This window comes from Corynebacterium epidermidicanis (genome assembly GCF_001021025.1).
Taxonomy (GTDB): domain Bacteria; phylum Actinomycetota; class Actinomycetes; order Mycobacteriales; family Mycobacteriaceae; genus Corynebacterium; species Corynebacterium epidermidicanis.
In genome coordinates this window covers 1,972,974-1,998,589 of sequence record NZ_CP011541.1, presented here as the reverse complement: position 1 = coordinate 1,998,589, position 25,616 = coordinate 1,972,974, and the positions used below count along the sequence as shown (strand labels likewise).

Annotated in this window: 23 protein-coding genes, 1 pseudogene and 1 riboswitch; of the genes and pseudogenes, 11 read left to right on the top strand and 13 right to left on the bottom strand. The window is 52.0% G+C overall.

Annotated features, from left to right (window positions below; translation table 11 throughout):
• Positions 1-55 precede the first annotated feature (55 nt).
• Complete coding sequence (locus CEPID_RS09185) at positions 56-490, bottom strand: hypothetical protein (protein WP_061363644.1); 435 nt, start codon at positions 488-490, stop codon at positions 56-58.
• A gap of 16 nt (positions 491-506) precedes the next feature.
• Positions 507-621, bottom strand: a riboswitch (SAM riboswitch).
• Positions 622-1,167: 546 nt separating this feature from the next.
• Here CEPID_RS09185 and CEPID_RS09180 point away from each other — a divergent pair.
• Positions 1,168-1,596, top strand: coding sequence for a Type 1 glutamine amidotransferase-like domain-containing protein (locus CEPID_RS09180; protein ID WP_236684231.1), 429 nt, complete (start codon positions 1,168-1,170; stop codon positions 1,594-1,596).
• Positions 1,597-1,606: 10 nt separating this feature from the next.
• On the opposite strand, the gene CEPID_RS12540 is transcribed toward CEPID_RS09180, so the two are convergent.
• Positions 1,607-2,986, bottom strand: a complete 1,380-nt coding sequence (locus tag CEPID_RS12540; protein WP_052843482.1) for a hypothetical protein — start codon at positions 2,984-2,986, stop codon at positions 1,607-1,609.
• 94 nt (positions 2,987-3,080) lie between these two features.
• Here CEPID_RS12540 and CEPID_RS12940 point away from each other — a divergent pair.
• Positions 3,081-3,467, top strand: a pseudogene (locus tag CEPID_RS12940) (elongation factor 4); the annotation flags it as partial.
• A gap of 52 nt (positions 3,468-3,519) precedes the next feature.
• Here CEPID_RS12940 and CEPID_RS09165 read toward each other — a convergent pair.
• The 7 genes from CEPID_RS09165 to CEPID_RS13595 all read right to left on the bottom strand — a co-directional run bounded on the left by CEPID_RS09165 (position 3,520) and on the right by CEPID_RS13595 (position 11,391).
• Complete coding sequence (locus tag CEPID_RS09165; RefSeq protein WP_047240721.1) at positions 3,520-3,807, bottom strand: addiction module antidote protein; 288 nt, start codon at positions 3,805-3,807, stop codon at positions 3,520-3,522.
• A complete protein-coding gene (locus tag CEPID_RS13740; RefSeq protein ID WP_144413504.1) occupies positions 3,804-4,001 on the bottom strand; it encodes a type II toxin-antitoxin system RelE/ParE family toxin in 198 nt (65 codons plus the stop codon). Before CEPID_RS13740 ends, CEPID_RS09165 begins: the two co-directional genes overlap by 4 nt.
• A gap of 259 nt (positions 4,002-4,260) precedes the next feature.
• Complete coding sequence (locus CEPID_RS13160) at positions 4,261-4,488, bottom strand: hypothetical protein (RefSeq protein WP_144413503.1); 228 nt, start codon at positions 4,486-4,488, stop codon at positions 4,261-4,263.
• A 413-nt stretch (positions 4,489-4,901) separates the two neighbouring features.
• The gene (locus CEPID_RS09150) at positions 4,902-7,370 is read right to left on the bottom strand and encodes a CHAT domain-containing protein (RefSeq protein ID WP_047240719.1); all 2,469 of its coding nucleotides are present in this window, start codon (positions 7,368-7,370) and stop codon (positions 4,902-4,904) included.
• Between the two features lie 86 nt (positions 7,371-7,456).
• A complete protein-coding gene (locus CEPID_RS09145; protein WP_047240718.1) occupies positions 7,457-10,234 on the bottom strand; it encodes a class I SAM-dependent DNA methyltransferase in 2,778 nt (925 codons plus the stop codon).
• Between the two features lie 44 nt (positions 10,235-10,278).
• On the bottom strand, positions 10,279-10,500 hold the full coding sequence (locus tag CEPID_RS09140) for a hypothetical protein (protein WP_047240717.1): 222 nt from the start codon (positions 10,498-10,500) through the stop codon (positions 10,279-10,281).
• 393 nt (positions 10,501-10,893) lie between these two features.
• Positions 10,894-11,391, bottom strand: a complete 498-nt coding sequence (locus tag CEPID_RS13595; protein ID WP_047240716.1) for a nucleotidyltransferase family protein — start codon at positions 11,389-11,391, stop codon at positions 10,894-10,896.
• 360 nt (positions 11,392-11,751) lie between these two features.
• On the opposite strand from CEPID_RS13595, the gene CEPID_RS09130 reads away from it, so the two are divergent.
• From CEPID_RS09130 to CEPID_RS09115, 3 genes are read left to right on the top strand one after another with little or no spacing between them, the layout of a single operon-like run.
• Positions 11,752-13,530: a GmrSD restriction endonuclease domain-containing protein gene (locus tag CEPID_RS09130; RefSeq protein ID WP_236684230.1), complete on the top strand. Its 1,779-nt coding sequence runs from the start codon at positions 11,752-11,754 to the stop codon at positions 13,528-13,530.
• A 2-nt stretch (positions 13,531-13,532) separates the two neighbouring features.
• On the top strand, positions 13,533-14,531 hold the full coding sequence (locus CEPID_RS12535; protein WP_052843480.1) for a GIY-YIG nuclease family protein: 999 nt from the start codon (positions 13,533-13,535) through the stop codon (positions 14,529-14,531).
• A gap of 50 nt (positions 14,532-14,581) precedes the next feature.
• Positions 14,582-15,637, top strand: coding sequence for a ParA family protein (locus CEPID_RS09115; protein ID WP_047240715.1), 1,056 nt, complete (start codon positions 14,582-14,584; stop codon positions 15,635-15,637).
• Here the strand turns inward: CEPID_RS09115 and CEPID_RS09110 are convergent.
• The 4 genes from CEPID_RS09110 to CEPID_RS09095 all read right to left on the bottom strand — a co-directional run bounded on the left by CEPID_RS09110 (position 15,616) and on the right by CEPID_RS09095 (position 18,626).
• Entirely contained in the window at positions 15,616-16,647 is a 1,032-nt protein-coding gene (locus tag CEPID_RS09110) for a hypothetical protein (protein WP_047240714.1), read from the bottom strand. The genes CEPID_RS09115 and CEPID_RS09110 overlap by 22 nt on opposite strands.
• A gap of 57 nt (positions 16,648-16,704) precedes the next feature.
• Positions 16,705-17,007 carry a hypothetical protein gene (locus tag CEPID_RS09105; RefSeq protein WP_052843478.1) on the bottom strand — a complete coding sequence of 101 codons (303 nt, stop codon included), beginning with the start codon at positions 17,005-17,007 and terminating at the stop codon, positions 16,705-16,707.
• A 130-nt stretch (positions 17,008-17,137) separates the two neighbouring features.
• A complete protein-coding gene (locus tag CEPID_RS09100; RefSeq protein ID WP_144413501.1) occupies positions 17,138-17,917 on the bottom strand; it encodes a Fic family protein in 780 nt (259 codons plus the stop codon).
• Complete coding sequence (locus CEPID_RS09095; protein ID WP_047240713.1) at positions 17,910-18,626, bottom strand: helix-turn-helix domain-containing protein; 717 nt, start codon at positions 18,624-18,626, stop codon at positions 17,910-17,912. Before CEPID_RS09095 ends, CEPID_RS09100 begins: the two co-directional genes overlap by 8 nt.
• A 356-nt stretch (positions 18,627-18,982) precedes the next feature.
• Between CEPID_RS09095 and CEPID_RS09090 the strand changes: the two genes are divergently transcribed.
• The 6 genes from CEPID_RS09090 to CEPID_RS09065 are packed head-to-tail and all read left to right on the top strand — an operon-like array spanning position 18,983 to position 25,555.
• Positions 18,983-20,050, top strand: a complete 1,068-nt coding sequence (locus CEPID_RS09090; protein ID WP_047240712.1) for an extracellular solute-binding protein — start codon at positions 18,983-18,985, stop codon at positions 20,048-20,050.
• A gap of 24 nt (positions 20,051-20,074) precedes the next feature.
• Positions 20,075-21,085 carry an ABC transporter ATP-binding protein gene (locus tag CEPID_RS09085; RefSeq protein ID WP_047240711.1) on the top strand — a complete coding sequence of 337 codons (1,011 nt, stop codon included), beginning with the start codon at positions 20,075-20,077 and terminating at the stop codon, positions 21,083-21,085.
• Complete coding sequence (locus tag CEPID_RS09080) at positions 21,082-22,803, top strand: ABC transporter permease (protein WP_047240710.1); 1,722 nt, start codon at positions 21,082-21,084, stop codon at positions 22,801-22,803. Before CEPID_RS09085 ends, CEPID_RS09080 begins: the two co-directional genes overlap by 4 nt.
• Positions 22,800-23,687, top strand: a complete 888-nt coding sequence (locus CEPID_RS09075) for a glycerophosphodiester phosphodiesterase family protein (RefSeq protein WP_047240709.1) — start codon at positions 22,800-22,802, stop codon at positions 23,685-23,687. Before CEPID_RS09080 ends, CEPID_RS09075 begins: the two co-directional genes overlap by 4 nt.
• On the top strand, positions 23,680-24,681 hold the full coding sequence (locus CEPID_RS09070; protein WP_158408038.1) for a LacI family DNA-binding transcriptional regulator: 1,002 nt from the start codon (positions 23,680-23,682) through the stop codon (positions 24,679-24,681). Before CEPID_RS09075 ends, CEPID_RS09070 begins: the two co-directional genes overlap by 8 nt.
• A 25-nt stretch (positions 24,682-24,706) precedes the next feature.
• Entirely contained in the window at positions 24,707-25,555 is an 849-nt protein-coding gene (locus tag CEPID_RS09065; protein ID WP_047240707.1) for a phosphodiesterase, read from the top strand.
• Positions 25,556-25,616 lie beyond the last annotated feature (61 nt).

Genomic DNA, 25,616 nt, shown 5'->3' with positions numbered 1-25,616 from the left:
CGTATTCCTGCTTTGCGGTGGGAAACTAGGTTTGGTTTGCTGGCCCCGCTGTTCATCAGGGCAACTCGACCGGCACGTACCTGTGCTCATGGAAATCTTGCGGGTGCTTAAGGACGCATTCTGGCTCCTGGCGGTAGAAATCTTCTTTTAGGATGCCCCCGAAGCTCTCGCCGGGGTAAAAGATGCTGAGGCGGGTCAGCAGCATTCGCTCGCCGTTCCACACTTTTAGGATCTTGTACTTCGGGTCGTAGCCGGCATCGCCCCATTGCAGGTACGCATCAAAGATGCGCGTGATGTCTGCCTGGGAGTGCAGCCAGCCGAAGCGAGGCAAGCCGCCATCGATACGCAGCTCGAAGAGGTTTCCATCTCGATACAGCAGCTCGACCTCTTGCAACGGGATGCTTAAGACTTCTTCATTGCGCAACGATAGCGCTACCTGGATGGGGCTTAAAAGGTGGCCGAGTCCTTTGCGACGACAAAACTTCGTCATGATCGTGGTCTCCGAATTTTCGCTCTTCCCGGGCCGGTTGGCTGGCGGGCCGATTTTCCCCTGCGGGCACCGTGCGCGCTGCGCGGTTGCCAGCTGGCCAGGCAGGAGGCTTGTGGCCAGTCTTCTTAATCGATGAGATCATCATAGCAGACTGCGCTAAAGCTTGCTTTTCGACGACCAATGTTGCGGCTAATTAAGGTCGAATGGGATGCATGAACTGTGCAGTTATTTCTGCTTGCCGCGTCGCTGTTTTGCGTCGGAAAGCATCCGACTACTCGCCACGATGAAGGCGATACTGCAGGCAATTTCAAGCGCAATGCATGGGACCAGGCCAAGATTTGTAGTCATAGGTCAACGGAGCCGGTTTTTACTTGGGCATAGGAGGCCGTCCACAGGGGCGTGACAAAGAGCAATGATGGGCCGATCCTCGCGGGCTTTGTTGAATGAGCTTGAAAAAGACTGGTTAGCAAGTTACCAGGTTTTCTCTTCGCAATCTCCGAAAGGTTAGTCATATGAAACTAATTTTGACTTCTTTTCTTCATCCTCGCCTGCCTGAATTTGTCTCGGGCAAGGTCGCCTATATCGGTGATGCCGCGCGTTCCTATGGCGATGCTCCATTGGTTTAAGCCGAGCGGACTGCCCTGGTAGAGCAGGGATTCGACGTCGTTGATTTACCTTTGAGCACTTCTGCTCCGGAGCGCATTGCTGAGGTGCTTGGCAGCGTCGATACGGTTTACGTCGCGGGTGGCGAAACTTTCGATCTGCTGCAGGTGATGCACACTTCAGGGGCATTCGAGATGTTGAAAGACAAGGTTGCCGCAGGGCTCACCTACATAGGTACGAGCGCCGGCTCTGTCGTCGCCGGCCCCACCATCGAACATATCGCGCCCATGGATTCACCCGAGAAGGCGCCCGACCTGCATGATTACACCGGTCTATCGCTTGTCGACGCCTGCATCGTTCCGCACGCCTCCGGCACGATCCCGGCGTACCCAATCTCCGTCATCGAAGAGATCGTTGCCAAGTTTGGCGAACGCCTGCCGCTACAACTGCTTAACGACGGCCAAGCGCTGTTGGTTGAAGACGGGAAGGCCACATTGATCTAGTGGGTTGGTGTTAGGGCAGCGTCTCTACGGTGAAGCTGCCTTTGTTGTCAAGACGTACGGCGCTGAGTGGCATGCCTGCATCTGACTGGTACCACAGTGCTTCAGTAGTAGTGGTGATGCGGATGCGCTTGCCGACGTACTGGCGCCACGGGCCGGTGGAGTCAGACGGCGAGCCGTACTTAAATGACTCTTTTTTGCCCAGAGAAACCCCGTAGGTTTGATTCGTTGTAGTTCCATTTGGCGTGCCGGATTTCTGCCCGGTAACTTCTCGGGGGGTATCGAACCACAGCAAAATGTATTCGTTGGATTCAGGTTCCCCATTTGGCGTTGGTTTGCCGTTCATTAACTCTGAAGGGTGCTTGAGTACCACGGTTCCTTCGAGGACGACGGACCCTGCCGTCTGCTTCGGACTGTTCGCAGAACCAGCGGTTTTCAGCGTTACGACGGCATTGTTGCCCCCTCGGCAAACAGTGGTGCCGGAGGATTCCGAGCAATTCATGGTGTAACTCTGGCCCGTTATTGGGCTACTAGCTTGGACTGCGAAAATGCCAGTTTTGGTCTGGCTCGAAGATACCGCTTCGGCTATTGACTTTGCGAACTCACAGGAGGTGGTGGAGCCGTCTGCGTCCACGCCGAATCCACCGGCAGATCCACACGTGCCACTTGGAGCGGCGTTTCCGTGCGGTTGTCCCAATCCAGCTGGCGCATTGCCCATATTTCCTTGCGGATCCTTTGTCGATGCCAGTGGAGTGCGCAGCGCTTGCACTCCACTGCGGTCGTTAGCCGGCACCCAGGTGATTTGCTGATGCTCGTCGTCCGGTAGCGTGCTCAGCAGTATTTTTGATTCCTGACCTTGTTTCGTTAAGTTTTGGCCGTCTAGCTCATACGCTTGCACTGCAGCATCGGGGTTTCGCGAATCCCAAAGCGCCTGATAAATCCCCTTGCCCGATCCGGCGGCGAAGACGGAGGCGCGGCCGCCGCCTGCTGATGCGACACCGCTTATTACTACGTCCTTTGTATTTGTCACCGTGCCGTCCGCGCCCCGGCTGAACACGGTGACGGGCGCGTAGTAGTCCTTGACATCGGCCTTTAGCATTAGTTCAGGCACGTTGTCGCCGGTGATGTCGAAAACAGCGTACGAATATGTGCCAGCGGGAGTGAAGTTGTCAGTCTTGTTGAATTCGTAGCTTCCAGGATTGTCGAGCACCTTGTTGTATTCCGCAACCAACCCCTGATCGATTGCCCCTGCTTCGCCTACGGCGCCTTCTTGCTGAATGACAACAACCGTTGTCTTGCCCGAATTCTTGGGCGTCTCGCCGATCGAGCCGCAGCCTGAAACTAGGGCGGAAGTGGAAGCGACTAGAGCAAACAAAGCTGCGTATCGACGCATAGCTGGATTCCTTAAATATGCAGTTTAACTGGGACAACAACCATTAAAGAATATCAATTTGGGGTGGGGTGCGCAAGGGATTTGCTAGGTGGTCGGCATGGACTACCTTTCCGAGGATCGCGTTGAATTGCGTTATGTGATGCCGCTCGGCGAGATCATCTTTGACTTCTTTGACATGTTGAAGTCCCACACCCGTGGCTATGCCTCTCTTAGCTATGTGAAGGCTGGTGAGTAGCAGGCTGATGTGGCGAAGGCGGATATCTTGCTGCAGGGCGAGCCTGTGGACGCCTTCTCCGCGATTGTGCACCTTGATAACGCGTTGCGTAAGGACGTCCTGGCCAAGTGCTACGGCGGCGACGTTTCCCGTAAGCGCAAGCTGCTGGAAAAGCAGAAGGAAGGCAAAAAGCGCATGAAGAACATCGGTTCTGTGTCCGTGCCGCAGGAAGCGTTTGTGGCGGCGCTGAGTATGGACGAGGGTTAGTTTTCTGCGGCTTTTCGACGGCCGGTTCCGGGGATTCCTGGGGTCGGTTGTTTTAGCTCGCCGACTTCAACGTTATTTGCAAGCCAAGAGCATTTACGACCTTGAGGATCGTGGCGAACGATGGATTTCCTTCCTTGGATAGTGATTTATACAGGGATTCCCGGTTTAGTCCTGTCGCTTTTGCGAGCTCGCTCATCCCGCGTGCTTTGGCAATATCTCGCAGTACCAACTGAATGGTCTTGTTGTCGCCTTCTTCGAGGGCAATTGCCAAGTACTCTTCGATTGCAGATTCCGAATCGAGGTACTTGCTCGCGTCAAAATGTGAGTATGTCGCGCTCATTGCATTTTCTCCTTCAGTTCAGTGGCCATTTTCTGGGCCGTAGCAATGTCTTTCGATTGGGTCGATTTGTCCCCTCCTGCTAAGAGGAAAACTGTTATTCCGCCAAACTCCGTGAAATAGATGCGGTATCCGGGCCCAAAATGAAACCTGAGCTCTTGGACTGAGTTTCCAACAGACTTGATGTCTCCCAGCATCCGTCAATTTGCTTTGCATCGAGTGATGGCAAGCAGTATCCGCTTTTGGGCATGTCTGTCTTGCAGTTTGCCAAGCCATTCGTCAAACAGGTCGCTTTTGAGGATTTCCACAGCCCTATTGTAGCCTATAGGCGACATAGGTCAATGGTGGCAATCATTCATTAAATCGCGAAGCGGTGACTGTCTGCGCCAGCCGTACTCCATTGGAGCGCTCCTGAATAGTCCCACCACTGCACGTGGCTAGCCGCTACCCGTGACCCTAATCTTTGCGCAGTCGACCGTGTCGTTTGCGGACTTCAGTGAGCATGCCACTGGCACCGACAATGAGTGCGATAGAGCAGACGTATTCGGAGAGGTAGCGCGGACGCCAGGCGACATATTTCAGCCAGCCTGTTGGGTCTCCCGATTCGATGTGGCAGTAGTAGATCATCCAAAACGTCGTCAGTACGACGAGGAATGAAGGGTAGTAGGGTGCATCTTCAGGCAATATGCGGAGACGACGAGGACGGCGATGTACGCGACTTTCTAGGTATGTAGTAGGCCGTACTCGCCATCACCTCGGCACTTGCTGCATGAGCTGGCTGACGGCCAGGAACTGCGCAATGATGTCGATCAAACTCAGCACGCCCATCGCTAGCTTTTGGGTTCTTATTGCCTTGGGGAAGGTAAACTGAACGGTGATTGCAATTACACGCGAAACATGTTGCCCGCAAAAACGCGCAAGGGCCGCCACAATCCAGCCCGTATCTGTCGCATCTGCAATGCCGATGAACAGTGCGTAGCCAAAAAAAAGGACAGCCCCGCGAAGGCGCCGGTAAGGCCCTGATCCTCGATGGCATATTCGTCGCCCAGCTAAACGGGGGTCAGTTCAATTTTTCGCAAAGTGTGGGACAGGACTTGCTACCTCCCCATCAAATAGAAAGCCCCCCAGTCTTCAAAAGAGAAAAAAGGGGAAACAATAACTCCGTTTTTAATGCTGTGGCCAGCCGAAGGTGCATAGTTCGAATATAAATGCAAAACCTCAAATTCAGTGGCATTCTTCAGCCATTCGATTGTTTTGTGAAACACTTCAGGAATAGCGTCGAACTCCAAACCTTTTTCCTTCTCCATGGAGTCGCGAAGGGTTTCAAAAAATTTTACACTGAAACAAAAACCTGTATTATCGCGAATTGGCCAGCCGGTACCAATCACAAATCGTGCACCAGAATAAATAAAGGCGGATTGAAGCGAAAGCATCTCGTCAGGGTATTGCATAAATAAGAAGCGCCCAGATTCACATGAATTAAGTATGACTAACGGTGACGTGATTGACTCCTGAAGGATGTCGTTTGCAGTTATGTGTGTGCCGTATGTTACCAATTTTGAATCGGCGCCATAGATGTGCGCAACGGAATGCCCTGAAAATAAGACAATTGAACTATTACTGACCGAATGGCGAAGATCCTCCAAAGTGGCAGGGTGAAGACTGTATTGAAATTCCGAAGACACAATCTTTTGTATGGAGTGAACTTCCTGTTTTGCAAAGTCAAGGGTACTGGCACCAGGTACCTCATATGCCTCGAGGATATCTATTTTGGGATTGATTTCCCCTTGGGAAGAACTTTTGGGACCAGATAGCCAAAAAGCAGGAAGTATGTAAATATTCTTCCGTCCGGCTAGACTTGCGTTCGATAAATGAAGTAAATTCCAAATTGGTAAAGCAGAATAGTAACCACCAGGGCAAATATAGAGGGAAATTGCTGCGTAAGATGAAATCGCTTCTGCTACAGGGGACAAATGCCTTAAGAAATCCTTCATTGCAGGAACAAAGCCACTTCGCTTACTTAGCCAGACTGGGTGGACAGCGTTTTCGAGGTGGGGTTCATATAACATGCCCGTTAATTGGTATCCGGACAAATTTGGAAAGTGATGTGCGGAAAAAGCGTCTTTCTGGTGAACTAAAACCACAGTGCCAGTCGGATCATGGGTAATGTGAACAGCCAGTTGGCTGGAGCCTATGGCCTGGTTTGCTTTGAAGATATCTTGGCTGTTTGTATGTTTCGATTTTAACCCTCTGGATAATTCAAGGGTGTAAAAGGCCTCCTTAGCACAGTTGAATCTGGCCAGTTTGCAAGCCAAAAATCTAAATGTACTTGGTTCACTTTTTGAAATATTGGATATGTCGAAATCTGTCCATTCATCTCGAAGGACAATGAGGGTTTGGTACATGTTCACAAGTAGCATTTTGGCGTGTTGGTCAAAGCTTCCGTATGAAATTTGGGTATGAATCAATAGCCTGCTACAGTGAAGGAAGTACCGATAATATTCGGAATTGTTCCAAAGGGTTTCAAGAGCACAAATTGTCTCACTGTCTAGTGAGGTCAGAAGACCACATAAGTGCCGGAGATGCTTAATTTGTAGAATGTTCTGTGATGTAAAATGTCTGAGGTCTTCACTTTCAATTGATTGCAGAAATTTTTGAAGTCCCTTGGTGCGTAACAAGGCTATCTCTAAGATTTCCTGATGCGTTGGAATCCATGATGGAGTTTCTTCAAGGTTGAAAATTAGGGGATTTGCTTTAATAGCGTGTGTGTAGTTTATAATGGCATCTGGGTTGATATTTTTCAATGATTCTATTTCAAGGGCAGCCTTAAGAGTCAGTTCATAGTCGGCTTTTCTCAGTTCATAGGCAAGCCAGCCTTCGTAAATCTCTACTTTGATTGACAGATAGGCTTGAGATTCCTTTAATTCAAATTTCTTATTTTGAGAAAGTATCTGTCTGCCAGACTCTAGGATGCCGAGGCACTGTTCGAATTTTTTCGAGTTTGGATGATCAATTTTGGCAATCTTTATTTGGGATAGAGCCTCATTAATTTTAGAAATGCCGTGATCTATAGATCCCGGTTTTCGTAACTTGGTTGATTTCCTCATCAATTTTAGACTGTGTTTGAGTTCACCAAGTGTTGGATGTTCGATTTCTAGTAGACACACTGCAGCATTCGACATTGATATTGCCGCGCTCTGCAAATCGCCGAGCTTCTGGAGATCTGCGCAGTTTGATTCCAGAATTTGCGCTGCACGTCTCCGGGCTATGTCACGGTTTGGAACCGTCAAAGAACGGAAAATTTGCCCGATGTAATCTTGGGCTTCCAAAAGCGCTCTTGGTTCGTTGGCCAATTTTGCGAGTGTTTTAAACTTGCTAATATTGGATGCAATCTTTAAGGCAGCTTCAAAGTCGATCGTATCTTGGCGGGTAGCTCTCTTGATTGTGCTAGATAAGTTTTGCCCGGTAGCCCAAATTAGCTCGTCGTTCCAGTCTATTTTTTCAAAATCTTCAACTCGCTGGTTGGCAGTTTCCAATAGCTTGTCAATTATTTGCTCGGTGTGCACAGTTCTGCCGATTCTTTAGCTATTTTTGTGAGTGATTGTCGATTGACTAATTGATTCATGGTCATGTGATTTTGAAAAGTCTGTATTTACCAGCGCAGTTTGTCGTAGAGCCCAAACAAATGCGACACGATCTTCTGCTCGTCGCCATCAAAGTCCACGCCGTATGCCCGCTCAACCGCCTTGTCGAGCTCCCGATGCGCCTTCATCAATTCCGGATACAAGAAGTCATTGTCCGGGTCGTACATGTCCGCCAACGTCGCGCCCGCGTACAGCTCCCGCGCATCGAGCACCGCTTGCGCTCGCTTCTCGACGTCCACCCGGCCAGCCTTATCCACCTCAGGGAAGACGAAGTTGTTGTAGACAGTCGTGTTCCCGTACCGGTAGTCACTCTTGAGGCGACCGGCCACAACTCGCATCCAGGCGTTTTGGAATTGCGACATCATTACGCCAAAGACAAACAGTGAGTCGGACGGGATGAAGTACAACATGTCACCTGGGATCATCCCATCTCGGACGAAGCCGAACGGTACCCATTTGCGACGTTCGGATGAAACCTTTGGAATTCCGATGTATGGGCCATCAAGAAACTTCCCATTCGGACGCAGAATGTGTGGCCTGTCAGCGAGTTTGAAGGCGTCGCCCGTTTTCGTCTGTGCGAGTCGCCATTCACGGCAGTCATCAACGTGCTTGCGCACTAGGGGAAGCGCCTTGAGTTCCGCTCCGGTGATTTCGGGGAGCCACAAGCAGTAGCGATCCCTGCCATTGATGAATTCGGCACCCATCGAGAATTTACGGATCCACTTTTCGGCAGCGGGCTCCCTAGCAATTAGTTCGTCCCGTTCCGAAGGCGACAGCAGTAAGTTTCCGCCGTCAGCCGGTTTGAATCCTTGGGCCATTTCGGGCACGCTCGAAATCGGTTTAGACCTGCGAGTCAAGAACACATCCGGGGCATCCGCTAGGTACCCATTGAGATGAGTTGGTTCCGAATACTCGACGCCAGCTCGCGAATAAGTCCAAGCCTGCTTCAACTCCCGATCAACGTACGAGAAGCCAACAATGATGCAGAAAACATGCGCTTGATCTGTCGCTTCGTTACTCCACACGAAGGTGCGGTGCGCAAAGTTGATTTTGATTCCGGCGTCGAAAAGCGTCTGCCAAAGGGGAGCGACCTGCTGGCCCTGGCAGATCGAGTTGGTGGAGACGAGGGCGGCTTCGCACTGGGTTCCTTCCATGAAGTCTGCGGCTTTCTTGTGCCAGCAGGCGACGTAGTCGAGGAGCCCGCCATCCTTGCCGAAAATGGCTTTTCGGTCTTCCTTTTGTTCGTCAGTCAGGCGGGAATAGCCCAAAAACGGTGGGTTACCAATGATGTAATTGCACTTCTCGGGCGCGATGACTTCATTCCAGTCGATGCGCAGGGCGTTGCCGTGGTGGATGTTGGCTGCGTCGTGAAGCGGAAGGCTTTCGATGTTGGTGGTGACGATTTCCTCAGCTTCGAGATTCGCTTGGAGCTGTGCGATCCACAGTGCGGTGGAGGCGACGGAGACGGCGAAATCATTGATTTCGATGCCATGGAATTGGTTGAGGCTGACCTTCAAGGTGACGTCGGAAAAGCCGAGTTGGGTTTGGTCGCCGGCGAGTTCGGAGAGGATTTTGTTTTCGAGTTTGCGCAGGTGAATGTATGTTTCGGTGAGGAAGTTGCCTGAGCCACAGGCCGGGTCGAAGAAGGTCAGGCCGGCGATCTTGTTGTGGAACGCCTCGAGGTTCTTTTTACGCTTGTTCGCGGAAACGCCAGGCTCTTCTAGGATTTGGGTGAGTTCGTCCTTGAGGGCGTCGAGAAACAGCGGGTCAATCACCTTATGAATGTTCTCCGGCGAGGTGTAGTGCATCCCGCCCTTCGCGCGCGTTTCTGGGTTCAGCGTGGACTCGAAGACGCCGCCGAAAATGGTCGGGGAGATTTCGGACCAGTTGGTTTTCTCGGAGACGTCGTGCAACAGCAAATCAAGGATCTCGGCCGTGAAGTGCGGGATCTGTTCATCTTTGGCGAAGAGGCCACCGTTGACATATGGAAACGCCTTGAGCTGGTCAGACAGGTAGGGATCGCGCTGCTCAACAGGAGTATTCAGGACTTGGAACAGTTCGATGAGCGCGGTTCGGACTTGGTCATGACGCAAGCCATTCAAATAGTCATAGAACGCATTCTTGTTAAACAATCCAGCGTCTTCGGCGAACAAACAGAACACGAGACGCACACACAACACATTGAGGGAATGCTGGCTTTCGTCGGTGTCCGGCTCAAGGTATTGGGACCGAAGGGCGTCGTAAAGCTTGCCGACGAGCTTGCCCGCAACCATCGAGACCTTTTCCTCACGGACGGCACGGTTTTTCTGCGGGTCGACGAGGAAATCGAGAAGGTGGAGCTGGTTAGGCAGTTCCTCTAGGGTGAAGCTGAGGTAGTTGATCTCTGCGTTTTCTTTGTCGAGGTCGTGGACGCGGAACTCGTCGAAATTGCAGGTAATGATGTAGCGCGGGCGCTGACTGAACTGCATGGTGTTGGCGTAGTTCAGTGCTTGCTGGAAAGCGGTGACCGTTTTGCCTTGGCGAATATCGGCTTTGTCTAGCGATACGTCGATTGACTTTTGTTCGATGAACGCCTTCGCGTCTGGAATCCAGACGTCGATGTAGCCGCGCTCGCTGGTCTTCGCCTCGAAAATGACGTTGATGGTGGTGTCTTCCATGCCGATGACATCACGCAGGAGCTCGAGCCAAAACTGCTGGGTGTCCGACTTCTCGTTACCCCGTCCCTTCCACGTTTTCGCAAAGGTCTTGGCAGCAATGAGTCTTTCGGCGGGGGAGAGCGCGGTCATGGGTGTTATCTTATCGTGACAAACCCATTTTTGTACCAAACAACCTATGCTGAGTGCTTCGCCTCGTTTACAGGGAAATAACGCGAGTGGCTGGTGCGAAGAGCCTGCTCGTTGACTGCCCCAATGGCGACGATTTCAATGTCAGGATTTGTGCGCTGAGCGTCGAGCTCGAGACGCTTCAAAGTGGCCGACATGAGGTCTGGAAACGGGGTCAGGCGCACAAGTTTGCCAGCCTTGCGGTCGTATTCGACAAGGAAGCCTTTCATTCTTGTACTCCTTCCAGAACTGATTTCAACGTAATAATTGATTGTTCAAGGGCACGCTTGTTACTCAGCAACTTGAACCAGGTTGATTTTACCTGTTCAAGCCCATCGGGCAGCACCGATCGGAATGGCACTCCGTGGTCGTTCAGTTCCGTTAACCGGTGTCGAAGTCGTTCATAATTGATGAATGTGGAATTCCAGCGTTCTTCTGCGTCTGAATTCTGGTCGCTCAAACACTTCAGCTGGTTCGAGAAGTCTCGTGCTGCAGACTGAGATGGAGTTTTGTATCGGATATCACGCCCAAAAATGTCGGCGGCGTTCTCAGAGACGTTTGCCCATAATGACTGTAATCGAGTTCTCAATTGGATTTCGGATCGACCAGCGGGAGCTTTTACCTCAATGTGTATCGCGCGGTACCCCCTGGATCGGCTCTTGAATTCGATCGATGATTTTTGTGTCGAGTCCAATCGCCTCAAGTGCACCGAGTATCTTTTGGGCGAGAAGGTATTGGTTGCGTAGCGAGATGTCACCTTGAATGCGAAGACCAGATACGTCACGAATTCGACTGAGATCGTGGTGACCACTTCGTATCAATTTGTCCCGCAACGTGTCTTCTGACTTCACTCGTGCAGAGAGCTCGAGCCCCCAGTTTGAAAATGCACTGAACTGATCAGGGTGTAAGAAGCATGGAGCTTCAGAGAGCACTCTGAAGAGTACCTGCGAATACGCACCGGTTAGTTTCACGTGTTGGATCAAGAATGATTTCATCAAATCCGAGTTGGATATGGCCTCTCCTTGAACCAGCGCCTTGCCAAGTTTCTTAAGTTGATTTGCACTGTAAACAGGCTTCGACAGCAGGAATTCGTAATTGTTCTGGTCTGCAACGGTTCCCACGGAATTAGTCTTTCGATGCTGTTCAATGAAGATGAGTCACTTCCGAGATTAGCGAAAGGATTCTTGAGAATCGATTAGTGCCAGGCTCGGGTGGATTATGAAAGTCGGAGCTACGAATTAAAAGTCGGATGTTAGGCGGTCGTCGTCGATTATCCAATGAGAAGGAAAGCAGCGACTTTGCATGTCAACTTGCTGTTGAAGCCAATCCTTTTAAAGAGGCTTCGAATCCTTGTCCAGCAATCACATTCGATTTCTTTGGTAACAGCCACGAAAGCAGAATTCCAGAACGATTTTCGTGAAGGGTTCGGACTTCTCCCAACATGGATGGTGGGGTTCAGTGGCACTATTGAAACTATGAGCATGTACTCCGTTAACCAGGAAACGGTCAGCACGATTTTGTCGTGGATTGATAGCGATGAAATCGCTATCCCAGAAATGCAGCGTCCTTTCGTGTGGACTTCAATCAAGGTCCGAGACCTCATGGACTCGCTATATCGGGGTTATCCAGTCGGCTACTTGATTACATGGAAATCGCAAACCGTGCCCGTAAAAGGCGGAGGACATGCGGGCTTTCAACAAATTCTGATTGACGGGCAGCAGCGTACTACCGCTTTGCGCGCTGCTCTCGCAGGCGAACCCGTGATGGGCAAGGATTTCAAGCGAAAGCGCATCATTATTTCCTTCAACCCGCAAACCGAGGAATTTGAGACGGCGACACCATTTATTCGGAAGCAGCCAGCGTGGATTTATGACATACACGAGGTCGTAAGTAAAGCAAATTCCTTCGAGCTCACCACCGAGTATCTGCAGAAGAATCCAGATGCTGACATCAAACAGGTTGCCGAGGCTATTCAAAAGCTCATCGATATCCCTAAGGCACCCATCGGCATCATTTCGCTCTCAAGCGACCTAGACGTCGAAACCGTTACCGAAATCTTTGTCCGCATCAACTCCAAGGGCGTCCCGCTCTCCAGTGCTGACTTCGTCATGTCGAAGATCAGCGCCTACGGTGAACAGGGGCGCAACCTGCGCAAGCTAATCGACTATTTCGCATATCTTGCAGTCAGCCCGCATGATTTCGATGAGTTGCTCAACGATGACGAATTCACATCAACGCCACATTGGCAGGCCATTTCTTGGCTGAAGTCCGACACAGAAGACCTTTATGACCCTTCCTACGTTGACCTTATTCGCGTCGCTTCGATGCTTGCCTTCCGACGCGGTCGAATTTCCTTTGTCGTGCGTGAACTCAGCGGCCTTAATCCCGAGACCCGTGAATTTGAGCCTGAACGTATTCAGCCAGCGTATGATAAATTCGAAGAGGCTCTGCTTCGTACCGTGAGCGAGTACGAATTCAAGAAGTTTCTAGTGATTCTGAAGTCAACCGGTTTCATTCGCCCGAACATGATCAGCTCCATCAATGCGGTGAACTTTGCATACGCATTATTCCTAATTATGCGTGAACAGAAACGTCCGGATCCTGAAATCAGTTCGGTGGTTCGGCGCTGGTTTGTGATGATCGCTCTCACAGGGCGTTCATCCGGCAGCTTTGAAACTGCCTTTGAACGAGACCTCCGCGGTGTTGATTCTGTCGGCGCCGAAGCAACCCTCAAGGAAATCGAGGAAGCAGAGCTCGGCGAATCCTTCTGGGAAGTCGGCTTGCCGCAGCGACTGGCGTCGTCAAGCATTGGCAACCCGCAATTCCGCACCTTCTTAGCCTCGCAGGTAAAGAGCAAAGCGCGGGCGTTTCTGTCTAAGCACGCAGAAGTGAGCTCGATGATTGAAACACAGGGCGATATTCACCACATGGTGCCGAAGGAATATTTGCGCCAAAACGGTGTCAATGACAAGCGCGATTACAACCAAGTCGGCAATTTCGTTTACGCGGAAACTGCAGTAAACATCCGGATTGGAAAGCGGGAGCCCGCGGAATACTTGGCTGAAGTACTCTCACAAATTAAGTCCGGTGTACCTTCCCTTGGCGAAGTTACTTCGCAGGAGGAACTCGAACGCAACTTTGACGAGAATGCGGTTCCTTGGTCGCTTCTGGAGACAACCGTAGACAACTATGAGGATTTTCTGCGAGAGCGCCGGACCCTTATCGCAGCAAAGCTTCGGGTGTACTACCGCGGGTTGTAAAGGTGCGTTTCAAGCGGTTTCCCATCGGAGGCTTCGATTCAGTAGCAGCCTTGTTTCCCGCCGATCAACGTCGCGGAATATACGTACTGGAGTTCACTAACGGTGAGCAGTACGTGGGCCAAGCATTGAATGTGGTGACCAGATTCTCGAACCATCGGCACGGTTCTCGTCACCACAAAGCTTGGACTGACATTGAAGCGATTCAATTCTTTCCAGTACCGGAAGACCATCTCACCCCGATCGAATTCGAACACATCGCCCGGCTGCGAAGCCAGGGGATCGAACTAAGGAACAAGACCGGCAACTTTGGGCATCTGCAGCCGTCCCGTCTTGATGAAGTCATACCCGTCGAAGACCAAGAACACTGGGTACTAGGCCGAGGTAACTACGGCGTTTCGACCTTTGACTTTGGAGTGCCCGAGGGGACCTCCAAGCTTTGCACCAAACTCAAAGATAGAGATTCTGAGCTGTTAGCGAGAATCTTTGGCGACCTGCGATATGCGTTCACGGACCTCATACCGAACGCTGCTGAACTGGAGTCACTCTATTGGACTTTGTCCGACTATCCCAGCACCGCGGGTGGACGTTTTGCAACCCTAAATCTGGGTGTGCTGGAATTTGTCGTCCATCCTCGAACGAAACTATCTGCAAACAACGGTAAAGACGAACATTTTGTATTTATCAATTTCCCAGAGGGGACGCTAGTGCCAGAAAACGAATGGGAACCATTTGCCGAGTTCAGATGCGGTGGAGAATTGGAAGGCTGCTTTTGCGTCTGCGTTGAGTACGAGTTGACCAGGGCTGATGCCTTGTACATTCCGGTCGGTAGGTTGCAGGAAACGCTTGACCAGATACCCGAACTCGTAGAAGCAGCCCGAGCTTTTGCCATTGAATTAATGCGCCAGAACCAGTCGAATCTCTTCCGGCGATGGCATTCACGAACACTCGTTGGAGAGGTGATGACATCCCAACAAGGCCAGCTTCCTGCCGCACTTTCGTGACCTTCTTGTTATATTTAGAGTTCTGAATTCCTGCGAGCTAAAGGACCGTCATGCGCACGATCAGTTTCTTTAATAACAAGGGTGGCGTCGGTAAGACGACACTATCCACTAACGTTGCGCATTACTTCGCTAACCAGGGCAAACGCGTTCTCTATGTTGACTGCGATCCACAGTGTAACGCTACCCAGTTGATGCTGACTGAGAATCAAACCGAGCGCATTTATTTGGACAGTTCTGACGATGAAGTCGCCGAGCGTGATTCACTCGCAAACACGGTGTACACGATTTTCGTGCCTTTGCGGGAGGGGGAATCGCAAATCAACACCAATATCCGCCCCGTTCGATCTGAGCGATTTGGCGTTGATGTCTTGCCTGGACACCCGGCACTTTCGCAGATCGAAGATTTGATGAGCGATGCTTGGCAGTCCGCGCTCGGGCGCCAAACGGGACCATTTCGTCGAATCCATTGGGCCGGTCAGTTAGCGGCCTCCATGGAAGAACAAGATCGCTATGACGTGATCTTTTTTGACGTTGGACCAAGCTTGGGCCCGTTTAACCGCACTGTTCTGCTCGGCTGCGATGCCTTTGTTACACCAACTGCCACCGATCTGTTTAGTTTCCATGCCTTCGGAAATCTAGCTCGCTGGTTTGATGCCTGGGTTACGCAGTATTCCGAGATCTGTGAGGGCAATCTGATGGAATGGCGTAAGTACTCTTCGGATGTTGAGTCCAAAACTCGACCTTTGCGTCTAGGCGGTTTCGATGGTCAAGGCCTGCGATACCTCGGATACACCACCCTCGAATACATGAAGAAGAAATCCAATGGACAGGAACAACTCGTGGGAGCTTTCGAACGTTTCCGGGATAAGTTCGCTACCGAAGCAGAACGAATCAAGAAATCACTCAGCTCTACCTCACAAGCGACGTTGCTAGGCCACGTTCCTCATATGCACTCAATGCCGGCAACCGCGCAGGATGTCCATGCTCCTATCGCAGCGCTAATCAGCAGCGACGGTATCAAGGGAGCTCAGAATAACCAGCGTGATTCATACGCTGCAAAGATCGATACGGTGGCTTCCAACGTTTACCAAGCGATATTTGGGTAGTTGTACTGTAACTTTGACCCAAATTGACTCATTTTGCTCTGGGTAACACTTTTGGATTCGAACGAAACTCTGTCGCTCAGATCTAACCAATGATTACCCGTCTTGTCGCCAAAACCAGCAGGTGGACTGGGCAATATCACGGAACAATTTCTACTAACCGCGCCACCCCAGCGAAATCGCGGCGGTGTAAAACTGACTGCGGTGATAGTACAGATCGAGACCCACCACATGATCAACTCCCACGTCGGGAGCCAACTAGGACTCTGGCTGAGAACCAAGATTACGGTCGACAAGGAGACGGCGATGGCAGGAACTTTCCGTGATCGGGAGAGAAGGCTTCCTACAAGTAAGCTGCACACCAAAGCGAATGCTCCAAGTGTGATGAAATATGGTTCAACACCCGTAAGGTGCTGGTTGCGCACCAGGATTGTATTTGTTTCGTTGAAATGAACCAGTGAATCCAACAAGGAGATTCGGTTCCCGCCTGCGAACAAGCTTCCATAGGGAGTCGTTTCCAATCCGAGCGATTCCGCCGTTTCCGGGGTGATCAGGATTTCACCGTCCAGATCGGTTTTCGCTTGATCGAGCAATTCCAACCGCCCATCGCTATGTGCCACCACGGCTCCACCGTGCTCCAAGATCCGACGCGTTTCATTTTGATCAACCGTGTCCGGTATGAGAGAGGCCGCGGAAGAAGATGCCACTATCAACGCGCCGCGAGTTTCGTATTGCGGGTTGAAGTTGAAGGTGCGCTGCAGCGCACCTTCCGGATACTCCTTGGGGGCGCCGTGAAGGAAAAGATCCACTCTGATCGGTGCCTCAAGCTCGCCTTGGATCGTGGCTAAATCACTTTCCGCGGTTTCCCCGATGATCTCTGCGCCGACTCTCTCGCTGAGAATGGAATAGCACTGACTAGCGCAATGCCCATTGCCAACAGGCCAAACGTGGTGAAAAGGGTTGCGAACATCGGGCGTATTGCGGACATACTCTAACGATAAGTGGTGCCACATCGTGGGTCTAGACCTCGAAATTACTTCTGCCTAATTGCCAGATTCATCGTCCCGATCCTAGGCAACGAGATTGATCAAGGCCGATTGGTACTCTTCAAGTCCCATTGATGGATGTTCAAATCGGGAGGTCATCTCCTCCTGAGCGATTAGTGCAATGAACGAATTGATGTCAACGGCACAGGGGCTGAAAACACGTGGAGATTTGACTTCGGTTCCGGTGGGGATTCTGTTTCTCGGAAACTCCCGCAAATTGTTGATGACAATGGCTCCTGCGCCCCTCAGTTTGGCGGCAATTACAACTTGCTTATCATCGGGGTCGGGAAGGCCGAAAGGTCTGATCCAAGCATTAATGTCTTGCACATGCGCGGAGTCAAAAGCTTCTCGAATCCGCAAGATAAGGCGGTCTACACGCTCAGTAGCTTGGGATTCTGATTTGCCTCGTCAGCGCCATTTGGAGTGGACCTTGGGGCGTCGAAAAGCGGCAAAAGCCCTAACAACTCCCCAAAAACAACATCATCTCAGTAGCGTCGTCCGTCGTGAACAGCTCGTCTAGAGCCATGTGGAATTCCAAAGCCCGAGCGTATGGGACGTTGATGGCGTCGTATCCGTGGGCCAGCAGTTCGCCGGCCATCATGAGGCGGGCGGTGCGCTTGTTGCCGTCGAAGTAGAACTGGCTGCGGGTAGCCGAGCAGAAGTACACCATTGCTCGCACAACGGGGTCTGAGATTGAAGCCAGGGCTGTCATCAAGTTTGCGTAATCTCGGGGAAGCTCGGCTGCAGGGATTCCTTCGATGCGACCGCCGTCGGTAAGCTGCACGTGACCGCCACCAGCTACGTTGCCTTCACCGCGAAACTTACCGAACTCGATGGCCTCATGGCGGGCAACCTGAGCGTGGATCAGGTCGGAAGTGTGTTTGTCCAGGCGGAAATCGCCAGAAGATACGAGGTCTGTAAGGAGGTTAATCGCATCTCGCAGTGCCAGAATCTGCTCTGCTTCCGCTAGACGTTTACCGCCGACGGTCACGCCATCCAGCAATGTTCGCACCTCAGGAAGGGTGAATGTGTTGCCTTCCAGAGCGGCGGCGTTCCAGGTGAAATCGGGGAGCGCTTTGCGGAACCTGAAGACGGCCCTGTCGACGGCCGACGGTGTTCGCGCAGGCAGTTCGAGGGCCTGCGACCAGGTGATACGGCCCGTGGAATGTGTTGCAGCTTGTGCTGTTGGGACGGGAATCGGTCGTCGGAAACTTGCAGAGTCTGGGATCTTATTCATCAAACCACCCCTTCGTCAGCTCCGTGGGATCCAACCCCAATCCATACAAATCCAGCGCAGTTTGAATCGGGGCGGCATAAAACAGCTGGCCGTCCGCTGCACGGTCAACCAATTCAGTTCCGGTGGCCTGCACCACGGCAACTCCAGCGGGCTCGAGGGACTCGGCCTGAGGGAGCGTGCGCTCCAGCAGGTCGCACGTCCTGTCTGACTCGGTGGTCCACAGCAGAGTTGGCCCCGGATTATGTGCGCCAAGCCAGAAATTCTCGGCAGCGACCCCAGACAATGCCCACCCCGAACTGGCACCGGCTGCGGCAGCCGCCACGACGAGTGGAATATTAAGGGAAGGCGCCCAGCCGAAGAATCGCGCACCCTTTTGGTTTGACGGATTGCTTAGTTGACCAGCGCGTTCTAGCAGATTCCTGCCTTCTAGCCCCCAACGCTCAAATCTTGCGAGCCAGACTTCATCTGCTTCACTGACATGGCTATCCAAGAGGCATCGTACAGCTTGTGCCGCGCCGGGATCCGCAGCCACCCGCACGGACATCTCCACATCAAACCCAAGGGTAAGGGCGATTTCCCGTAGAGAGTCGGTGGACGGTTGAGTCTTTCCGGCCGCAATGCGGTTCAAGGTGGAACGAGCGATACCAGCATCGCGTGCAGTCCTGGACGGATGCTCACTGGCGATTTGAATCAGCTCGTTGATTTCCATGGCGTAATCGTAGCAAGTTGTTGCGTGAGTGCAACGCATGTTGCATGCGTGCGACAGAATTTTTGTGGGCGACAAAGTTGGCTGTGGCTGCTGTGTGGAGTGAAAGGTGGACGGACGGTGTTGGGGTCGTTTGACAAAGTCCATTGATATCGAAAGGTCTTTGAATAGCTGCCGCATGGTAGCGCTAAATCATTTGCGCGCTCTTAATTAATAGGCAAGCTGTCAAGAATTAATGGAAAGTTTCCCTCGTATATCCCTAGATTTCAGCTGCGTAGTAGAGACTTCAGGAGGTAAGGGAGAGCGCTCTCCCTACTCTGAACTCCATGTTTATGTCTCAACTCAGGCAAGGAATGCCCATGTTCAAGAAGTCCATCGCAGTCACGGCTGCGCTCGCCCTCACAGTCTCGCTTTCCGCATGTTCCAAAGAAGAAACAACCGATACCGCGCCACAGCAGGAAGCTGGCGGCAAGCTCATCGTCTACACCAATTCCAATGGAGAAGGTCGAGCAGATTGGCTAACTCAGAAGGCAAAGGCTGCCGGTTTTGATATTCAAATTGTTGGCCAAGGTGGCTCTGACACCACCAATAAGCTACTCGCGGAAAAGGGAAATCCTGTCGCTGATGTCGTTTTCGGCCTGAATCACATGTACTTTGAGCAGCTCGAGGCAGAAGATGTGCTTGTTGACTACACCCCTAAGTGGTCGGGTCAAGTTGATGAAAAGCTCGGGGACAATGATCAAGGCAAGAGCTACTGGCCAGTAGTACAACAGGGCATCGTGCTTGCCTACAACGCTGATAAACTGCCGGAAAATGAAGCCCCTAAGGACTGGATCGACCTGGGCAAGGATGCAAAGTTCGATGGTCGCTACCAGTCAGAAACCGGCCTCGGTGGCGCAACCACCGCGCTGGTACTGGCCGGCATCCTCACTCGTTACAAGGATGACAAGGGTGAACACGGTGTATCCGAAGAAGGCTGGAAGCAAATTGAGAACTTCTTTGCCAAGGGTAGCCCGGCAGTTAAGGGTAAGGACCTCTACGCACGTTTCGCGGCAGACGAAGTTGCGATGGGCCAGATGTTCACCTCGGGTATTCCCAAGTTTGAAAAGCAATACAACGTGAAAACGGGAGTAGTTAAGCCTCAGGTCGGCGTCCCATACGCGGTCGAGCAAGTAGCTCTGGTCAAGGGCACGAAGCATGAGGAACAAGCCAAGAAGTTCGTTGACTGGTTCGGTTCCGCAGAACTGCAATCTGAGTGGACCAAGGAGTTTAACTCCATGCCTGCCAACCAAGGTGCGATCGAGAAAACCGACCCTAAGATCGTGGAATTTCACGAGTCCTTGGAACAGCAGGACATCGACTGGGATTTTGTGCGCGCGAACATGTCCAAGTGGATCGAAAAAATCGAACTCGAATACCTCCGTTAAGAACCCAGGACCAGAGGGAAAGCAATGATCAGATTCGAAGACATAACGGTTGAGTTTGGCGATTTCACGGCCATTCCCGGACTAAACCTCTACATTGAAGAAGGAGAATTCTTCACCCTTCTTGGCCCATCAGGTTGTGGCAAATCTACAGCGCTTCGAACTCTGGCAGGGTTTATTTCTCCTTCACAAGGATCCCTGATTGTCGGTGGTAGAGACATCACAACTCTGCCACCGGACAAGCGCGAAATCGGGATGGTCTTTCAGAACTACGCGCTATTTCCCTCGATGTCAGTATGGGAAAACATTGCTTTCGGTTTGAAGGTGAAGAAGGTACCCAAGACCGAGATTGAAAAGCGAGTGGCAGACATCGCCCGCAGTGTAGATCTGACCCCGCAACATCTGTCAAAAAACTTGAACGAGCTTTCAGGTGGGCAACAGCAGCGTGTGGCCATTGCGCGTGCGCTTGTGATGCAGCCAAAAATACTGCTGCTTGATGAGCCGCTATCCAATCTCGATGCGAAACTTCGCCAGCAGCTTCGAACCGAACTAAAAGCACTGCAGCGAGATTTCGGAATTACTACGGTGTATGTCACTCATGATCAAGAAGAAGCGCTGAGTATGTCGGATCGGATCGCTGTCTTTAATCGGGGGACAATCGAGCAAATCGGTACGCCACAAGAGGTGTATCATGTTCCGTCAACCGAGTTTGTGTGCAACTTCATCGGCGAATCCTCAAAACTCACTCCGGAGTTTATTCGTGAACTCAATCGGCAAGGAGCCCTGATTGATAACACCAAGGAATCCTATATAAGGATTGATCGCCCCCGTTTGCAGCCAACTCAGGGCACAATTGCAATCGACGCGCGAGTCAAAAGCGCCACTTTTCACGGCACCTTCACCAAACTCCTGGTGAGCGTTGGCGACTGCGACCTTGCGATACTCAGTCCGGAGACGATCATCGAGCCTGCCGATGACATCACGATTTACCTTTCCCCACAAGACGTGCTGCAGTATGGTGAGGATTCTGTCGCATGAAGTCAGTCCTAAAAAGCCCGATCCATCTTCTGCTCATTCTGGTGTCGCTCTGGATGGTTTTTACGTTCCTGATCTGGCCCAACATCAACTTGCTCCATGTGACTTTTGCTCCCGATGGGAAATTCAGTTTTGACGCCTATGAACGCCTGACAAAGTCGAAGCGCGCGATGGCAGCACTGCGAAACAGTGTGGTCTTGGCATTTGCTTTGTCAGTAACCGCCAATGTGGTCGGCGTCTTTATCGTCCTCGTCACCAAGTTCTATCGAATACGAGGCTCCCGATTTGTGTGGCTCGCGTATGCCACCACATTCATCTACGGTGGCGTTGTCCTGGCCGCTGGATACAAATTTGTCTATGGAAGCGACGGCCTAATCACCGATCTTCTCAAGACCATTATTCCAGGGCTTGATCCCGAATGGTTCGGCGGTTTCTGGGCAGTGCTTTTCACGATGACCCTGGCCACCACCACCAACCACATGCTTTTTGTCACCGCTGCACTAAACAAGCTGGATTATCAAACGGTGGAAGCAGCAAAGAACATGGGAGCGGGCGACTTCTACATTTTGCGGCGGGTGGTGCTGCCAACACTTCTTCCTGTCCTTTTAGCCGTCACGATTTTGCTATTCCTCACTGGCCTGGGGGCGTTATCTGCTCCGCAGATCCTCGGCGGTAGGGAATTTCAAACAATCGCTCCCATCGTTTTGACCTTTTCTACTAGCGGCTCATCGCGAGACCTTGCAGCTCTGCTCGCCATTTTCCTCGGCGTGATCACGATTGTGCTGCTAGCAATATTCAACCGGATCGAACGCACAGGGTTGTACTTTTCCGTATCTAAAGTGTCGTCCGCACTGGTGAAGCAGAAAATCTCGAACCCGGTTACTAATGTAATTGTCCATGCCTTGGCATACCTGCTTGCGCTGCTTTATCTCCTGCCGGTTTTGCTTATTATTGCTTTTTCCTTCCAGCCACCCAAGGCGGTAAACACTGGGAAATTCGATATCAGTCAATTCACTGTGGAGAACTACGTGCGAGTACTCACCCAGGACGGGGCTCTCCGGCCATTCTTGGTGAGCGTCATTTACGCATTGCTAGCTTCAGTTGTCGTCGCTGCGTTAATGCTGCTGGCTGCGCACTTCTTCACTAAATACAACAACTGGATCACCGAGGCGTTGGAATACCTGCTGCACATCCCGTGGATTTTGCCTACCACCATGATCGCGCTGGGCTTAATCATGAGCTACGACCACGCCACGCCCTTGCTCGGCGGTCGAGTGCTCACTGGAACAGCGACGATTTTGTTGTGTGCCTATGTGATCGTGAAGATTCCGTTTACACTGCGACTGCTCAAGTCCGCATTCGCTGGAATTAATAATTCACTTTTGGAAGCCGCTACCTTAATGGGAGCGCACCCGTTTTATGCCTTTCGACGGATAATTTTCCCAGCAGTCCTACCTGCGACAGCCGCTGTCACTGCATTAAATTTCAACAGCCTGCTCGACGACTACGATGCCGCGGTATTCCTCGCCCATCCGCTGTTCCAGCCACTCGGATTGGTAATCCAAGCCAATACAGCAGACAACGTCGGCCCCGAGGCTAAAGCAAACACTTTCGTCTACACCGTTTTGTTGATGATCATTGCCTCGACGACGATGTATCTGATCTACGGGCGATCGACCAGGTCTCGCAACATGCACAAAACCCAGAAAGCTCATTCATGACATTCGGAAGACCTGAATTCGCGGAAGAAAACCGCTTAATCAATGCGACACTGGGTAGACAACTGCCTCTCGTCGTAGCGCATCGTGGAGTAGCGGCTGGGACAGTGGTCGAGAATACTAGTATTGCGGTCAGCGCCGCTTTCCTTAGCGGAGCCGGGATGGTTGAAATCGATGCCACCATGTCCCGCGATGGGGAATTCTATGCCTTCCATGACGGACTCGAGAACAAGCACTTCGGCATTCACACCAACTTGCAAAACTTATCAGCTGCAGAAATTTCAAGTTTGAAGTACCACGCGGACGGGTCAGAATTAGCGGAAGGCGCCGTCGAAAAGCTCGGTGCGCTGCTTGCAAGCTTTGCCGGTAAGTCGGAATTTTTATTTAATCTGGACCGGAGTTGGCCTTGGTGGACCACGTTGTTGCCACTGCTGGATCAGTTGCATATGACTCAACAGCTACTCCTCAAAGCACCTGCGGACAGCCCGCAGATTAAGAGCCTGGCGGAGCATCCCGTGAAGTACCCCTTCATGCCGATTTGTCGCACGTCAGCGGAAGCGTGGGCGCTTACGGATGAGGCCGGTCTTAACATGATGGGGGTTGAGTTACTCGCTGATTCACCGGAACATGAATTCGCACGTAGTGATACCATCGAGGCGTTTGCAAAGCAAGGATTATTTGTATTCGTCAATGCGGAGAACGTGGATTCCGAAACTCCACTTTTTGCGGGGTTTGATGACGCTACGTCACTTCAAAACGGATTTGACCAAGGCTGGGGTGAGCTGCTGGGCCGAGGTGTTCACGCGATCCAAACTGATTGGCCATGGCTGTTAAGTTCCTATGCGGCTGAATGTATGCGAGGTGCAGGTGTCCAAACGGATGGATAGACCGGTAACGATGTCAGACGTTGCGGAGCGAGCCGGAGTTTCGCGGGCATCCGTTTCTCGGGTATTTCTGGGGCAAAATAAGGTCTCGGACACCACCCGAAAGCGAGTCTTGAAAGTCGCCGCTGACCTGGGTTATGTGCCGAACGTAATGGCGAGCTCGTTGGCATCGAAGGAGCACAACACAATTGGACTGCTTCTCCGCGATGCCTCCAACCCGGCCTACGGTCTACTCTTTACAGAGCTGCAGCGGTCCGCCCAAGAACAAGCTATGAACTTGATCTCGATGACAATTAGTATTGATCGAAGCAACGAGGGGCAGCTCAATAGCCTTCGCCATCTGTTGGGTATGCAAGTAGCAGGTCTCGTGGTGGCAACAGGAAGCGTGCCAAGCGAGCAGCTCATCCCGTTTCACCAAAAAGTTCCGATCATTCGCGCTGGCCGCCCCGAGATTTCGGCGAAAATACACGCGGTTTCGTACGACGAAGAAGATGCAGGCCGGCAGCTCGCAGCGTTCGTAGTCGGCAATGGACACCGCAGGATCGCAGTGATTCGAACAGCGAAAGAAACGTCATTCCCCGAATGGATCCGAGCCGAGGCGATGATCACCGAGCTTGCACACAGAGGCATCACCGCTCACATCATCGATGTCGTTGAAGGGAACGGACACGACCAGCTGCGCAGCAAGCTTTTCGACAATCGCATTACGGCGGTCATGTGCCCGTCCGATGTTCGACAGCTGGACGTTATCCGCTTCTGTCAGGCCCTAAATCTCGAAGTTCCGGAGGACGTTTCCGTGACCGGATGTGATGGAATACTGCCCGGCATCGACTTGATGGGGCTGACGTCTTATCGAATCCCCGTAGAGCAAGTAGCCCAGCATGCCATCACCGAGCTTAAAAATCTGCTCGCCACTGAAAAGCCCAAAGCACAGCCCATTATTACTCATCGAATTGCAGGCGAACTTATCCCGGGGCGCACCGTCACCAGGATTTAGCTTCGTCGAGCTAGAAGGACACTTTATGTATACGTTCAGCGACTCCGAAAGAGGATTGCCGGACCATTTCTTTATCCACATAAGCGATACGCACTTTGCGGTTGAAAAAGGTGAAAAGCTGCATGGAGTAGCTGCATATCGCGAGCACCTATCCAAATTGCTTGAAGCTGTCGAAGCGATGGAGGTTCGTCCTGAGGCGTTGATTTTTTCGGGCGACCTCACGGATTTCGGGACGCCGGAATCTTATCTAGCGTTGCGTGAACTCGTAGAGCCAGTTGCCCAAAGAATCGGAGCGCAGATTCTTTGGGCAATGGGTAACCATGATGACCGCAGCAATTTTCGCAGCATACTGCTGCGTACAGACCCACATTCAGCTTCCTGCGACAGTGTTTACAACTTTGGAGGGCTACGAGTAGTCGTCGCGGACAGCACAGTTCCTGGCCATCATCACGGGGAATTCAGCACCGCACAACTTACGTGGCTGGCCGAAGTACTTCGTGAACCTGCCCCGGAAGGCACACTGCTAGTAATGCACCATCCGCCGGTTCCGTGCATCCAAGAAGCAGCAATCTCCGTGGAACTCAGGGGCCAGCACGAGCTTTCGGAGCTCTTAGCTGGCACGGATGTTCGGGCGATTCTTGCTGGTCACCTCCATTACTCCACCTTCGCAACTTTCGCCGGAATCCCGGTGTCAGTGGCTACGAGTTCCTGCTACACACAGGATCTTTTCACGCCTATGCACGGCACTCGGGGGCGAGATGAGTTTCAAGGTCTTAACTTCGTCCATGTGTACCCGGATACGGTGATGCACACGTGCGTCCCGATGCCTGGCGGCGAAACCGTGGGGAGGTTAATACCCGGGCGACCTATTTAGCAGGTGCCGCAGACGACGGAGCATGTACATTTTGGACTGGCCGGGCGAGCGAAAGCCGCAC

Bases quoted from the DNA above. Each gene is read 5' to 3' on its own strand.
- CEPID_RS09185 (WP_061363644.1), bottom strand. From the start codon at position 490: ATGACGAAGTTTTGTCGTCGCAAAGGACTCGGCCACCTTTTAAGCCCC.
- CEPID_RS12540 (WP_052843482.1), bottom strand. From the start codon at position 2,986: ATGCGTCGATACGCAGCTTTGTTTGCTCTAGTCGCTTCCACTTCCGCC.
- CEPID_RS09165 (WP_047240721.1), bottom strand. From the start codon at position 3,807: ATGAGCGCGACATACTCACATTTTGACGCGAGCAAGTACCTCGATTCG.
- CEPID_RS13740 (WP_144413504.1), bottom strand. From the start codon at position 4,001: ATGCTGGGAGACATCAAGTCTGTTGGAAACTCAGTCCAAGAGCTCAGG.
- CEPID_RS09145 (WP_047240718.1), bottom strand. From the start codon at position 10,234: ATGACCGCGCTCTCCCCCGCCGAAAGACTCATTGCTGCCAAGACCTTT.
- CEPID_RS09140 (WP_047240717.1), bottom strand. From the start codon at position 10,500: ATGAAAGGCTTCCTTGTCGAATACGACCGCAAGGCTGGCAAACTTGTG.
- CEPID_RS09130 (WP_236684230.1), top strand. From the start codon at position 11,752: ATGTACTCCGTTAACCAGGAAACGGTCAGCACGATTTTGTCGTGGATT.
- CEPID_RS09115 (WP_047240715.1), top strand. From the start codon at position 14,582: ATGCGCACGATCAGTTTCTTTAATAACAAGGGTGGCGTCGGTAAGACG.
- CEPID_RS09110 (WP_047240714.1), bottom strand. From the start codon at position 16,647: ATGTGGCACCACTTATCGTTAGAGTATGTCCGCAATACGCCCGATGTT.
- CEPID_RS09100 (WP_144413501.1), bottom strand. From the start codon at position 17,917: ATGAATAAGATCCCAGACTCTGCAAGTTTCCGACGACCGATTCCCGTC.
- CEPID_RS09095 (WP_047240713.1), bottom strand. From the start codon at position 18,626: ATGGAAATCAACGAGCTGATTCAAATCGCCAGTGAGCATCCGTCCAGG.
- CEPID_RS09090 (WP_047240712.1), top strand. From the start codon at position 18,983: ATGTTCAAGAAGTCCATCGCAGTCACGGCTGCGCTCGCCCTCACAGTC.
- CEPID_RS09085 (WP_047240711.1), top strand. From the start codon at position 20,075: ATGATCAGATTCGAAGACATAACGGTTGAGTTTGGCGATTTCACGGCC.
- CEPID_RS09080 (WP_047240710.1), top strand. From the start codon at position 21,082: ATGAAGTCAGTCCTAAAAAGCCCGATCCATCTTCTGCTCATTCTGGTG.
- CEPID_RS09075 (WP_047240709.1), top strand. From the start codon at position 22,800: ATGACATTCGGAAGACCTGAATTCGCGGAAGAAAACCGCTTAATCAAT.
- CEPID_RS09070 (WP_158408038.1), top strand. From the start codon at position 23,680: ATGGATAGACCGGTAACGATGTCAGACGTTGCGGAGCGAGCCGGAGTT.
- CEPID_RS09065 (WP_047240707.1), top strand. From the start codon at position 24,707: ATGTATACGTTCAGCGACTCCGAAAGAGGATTGCCGGACCATTTCTTT.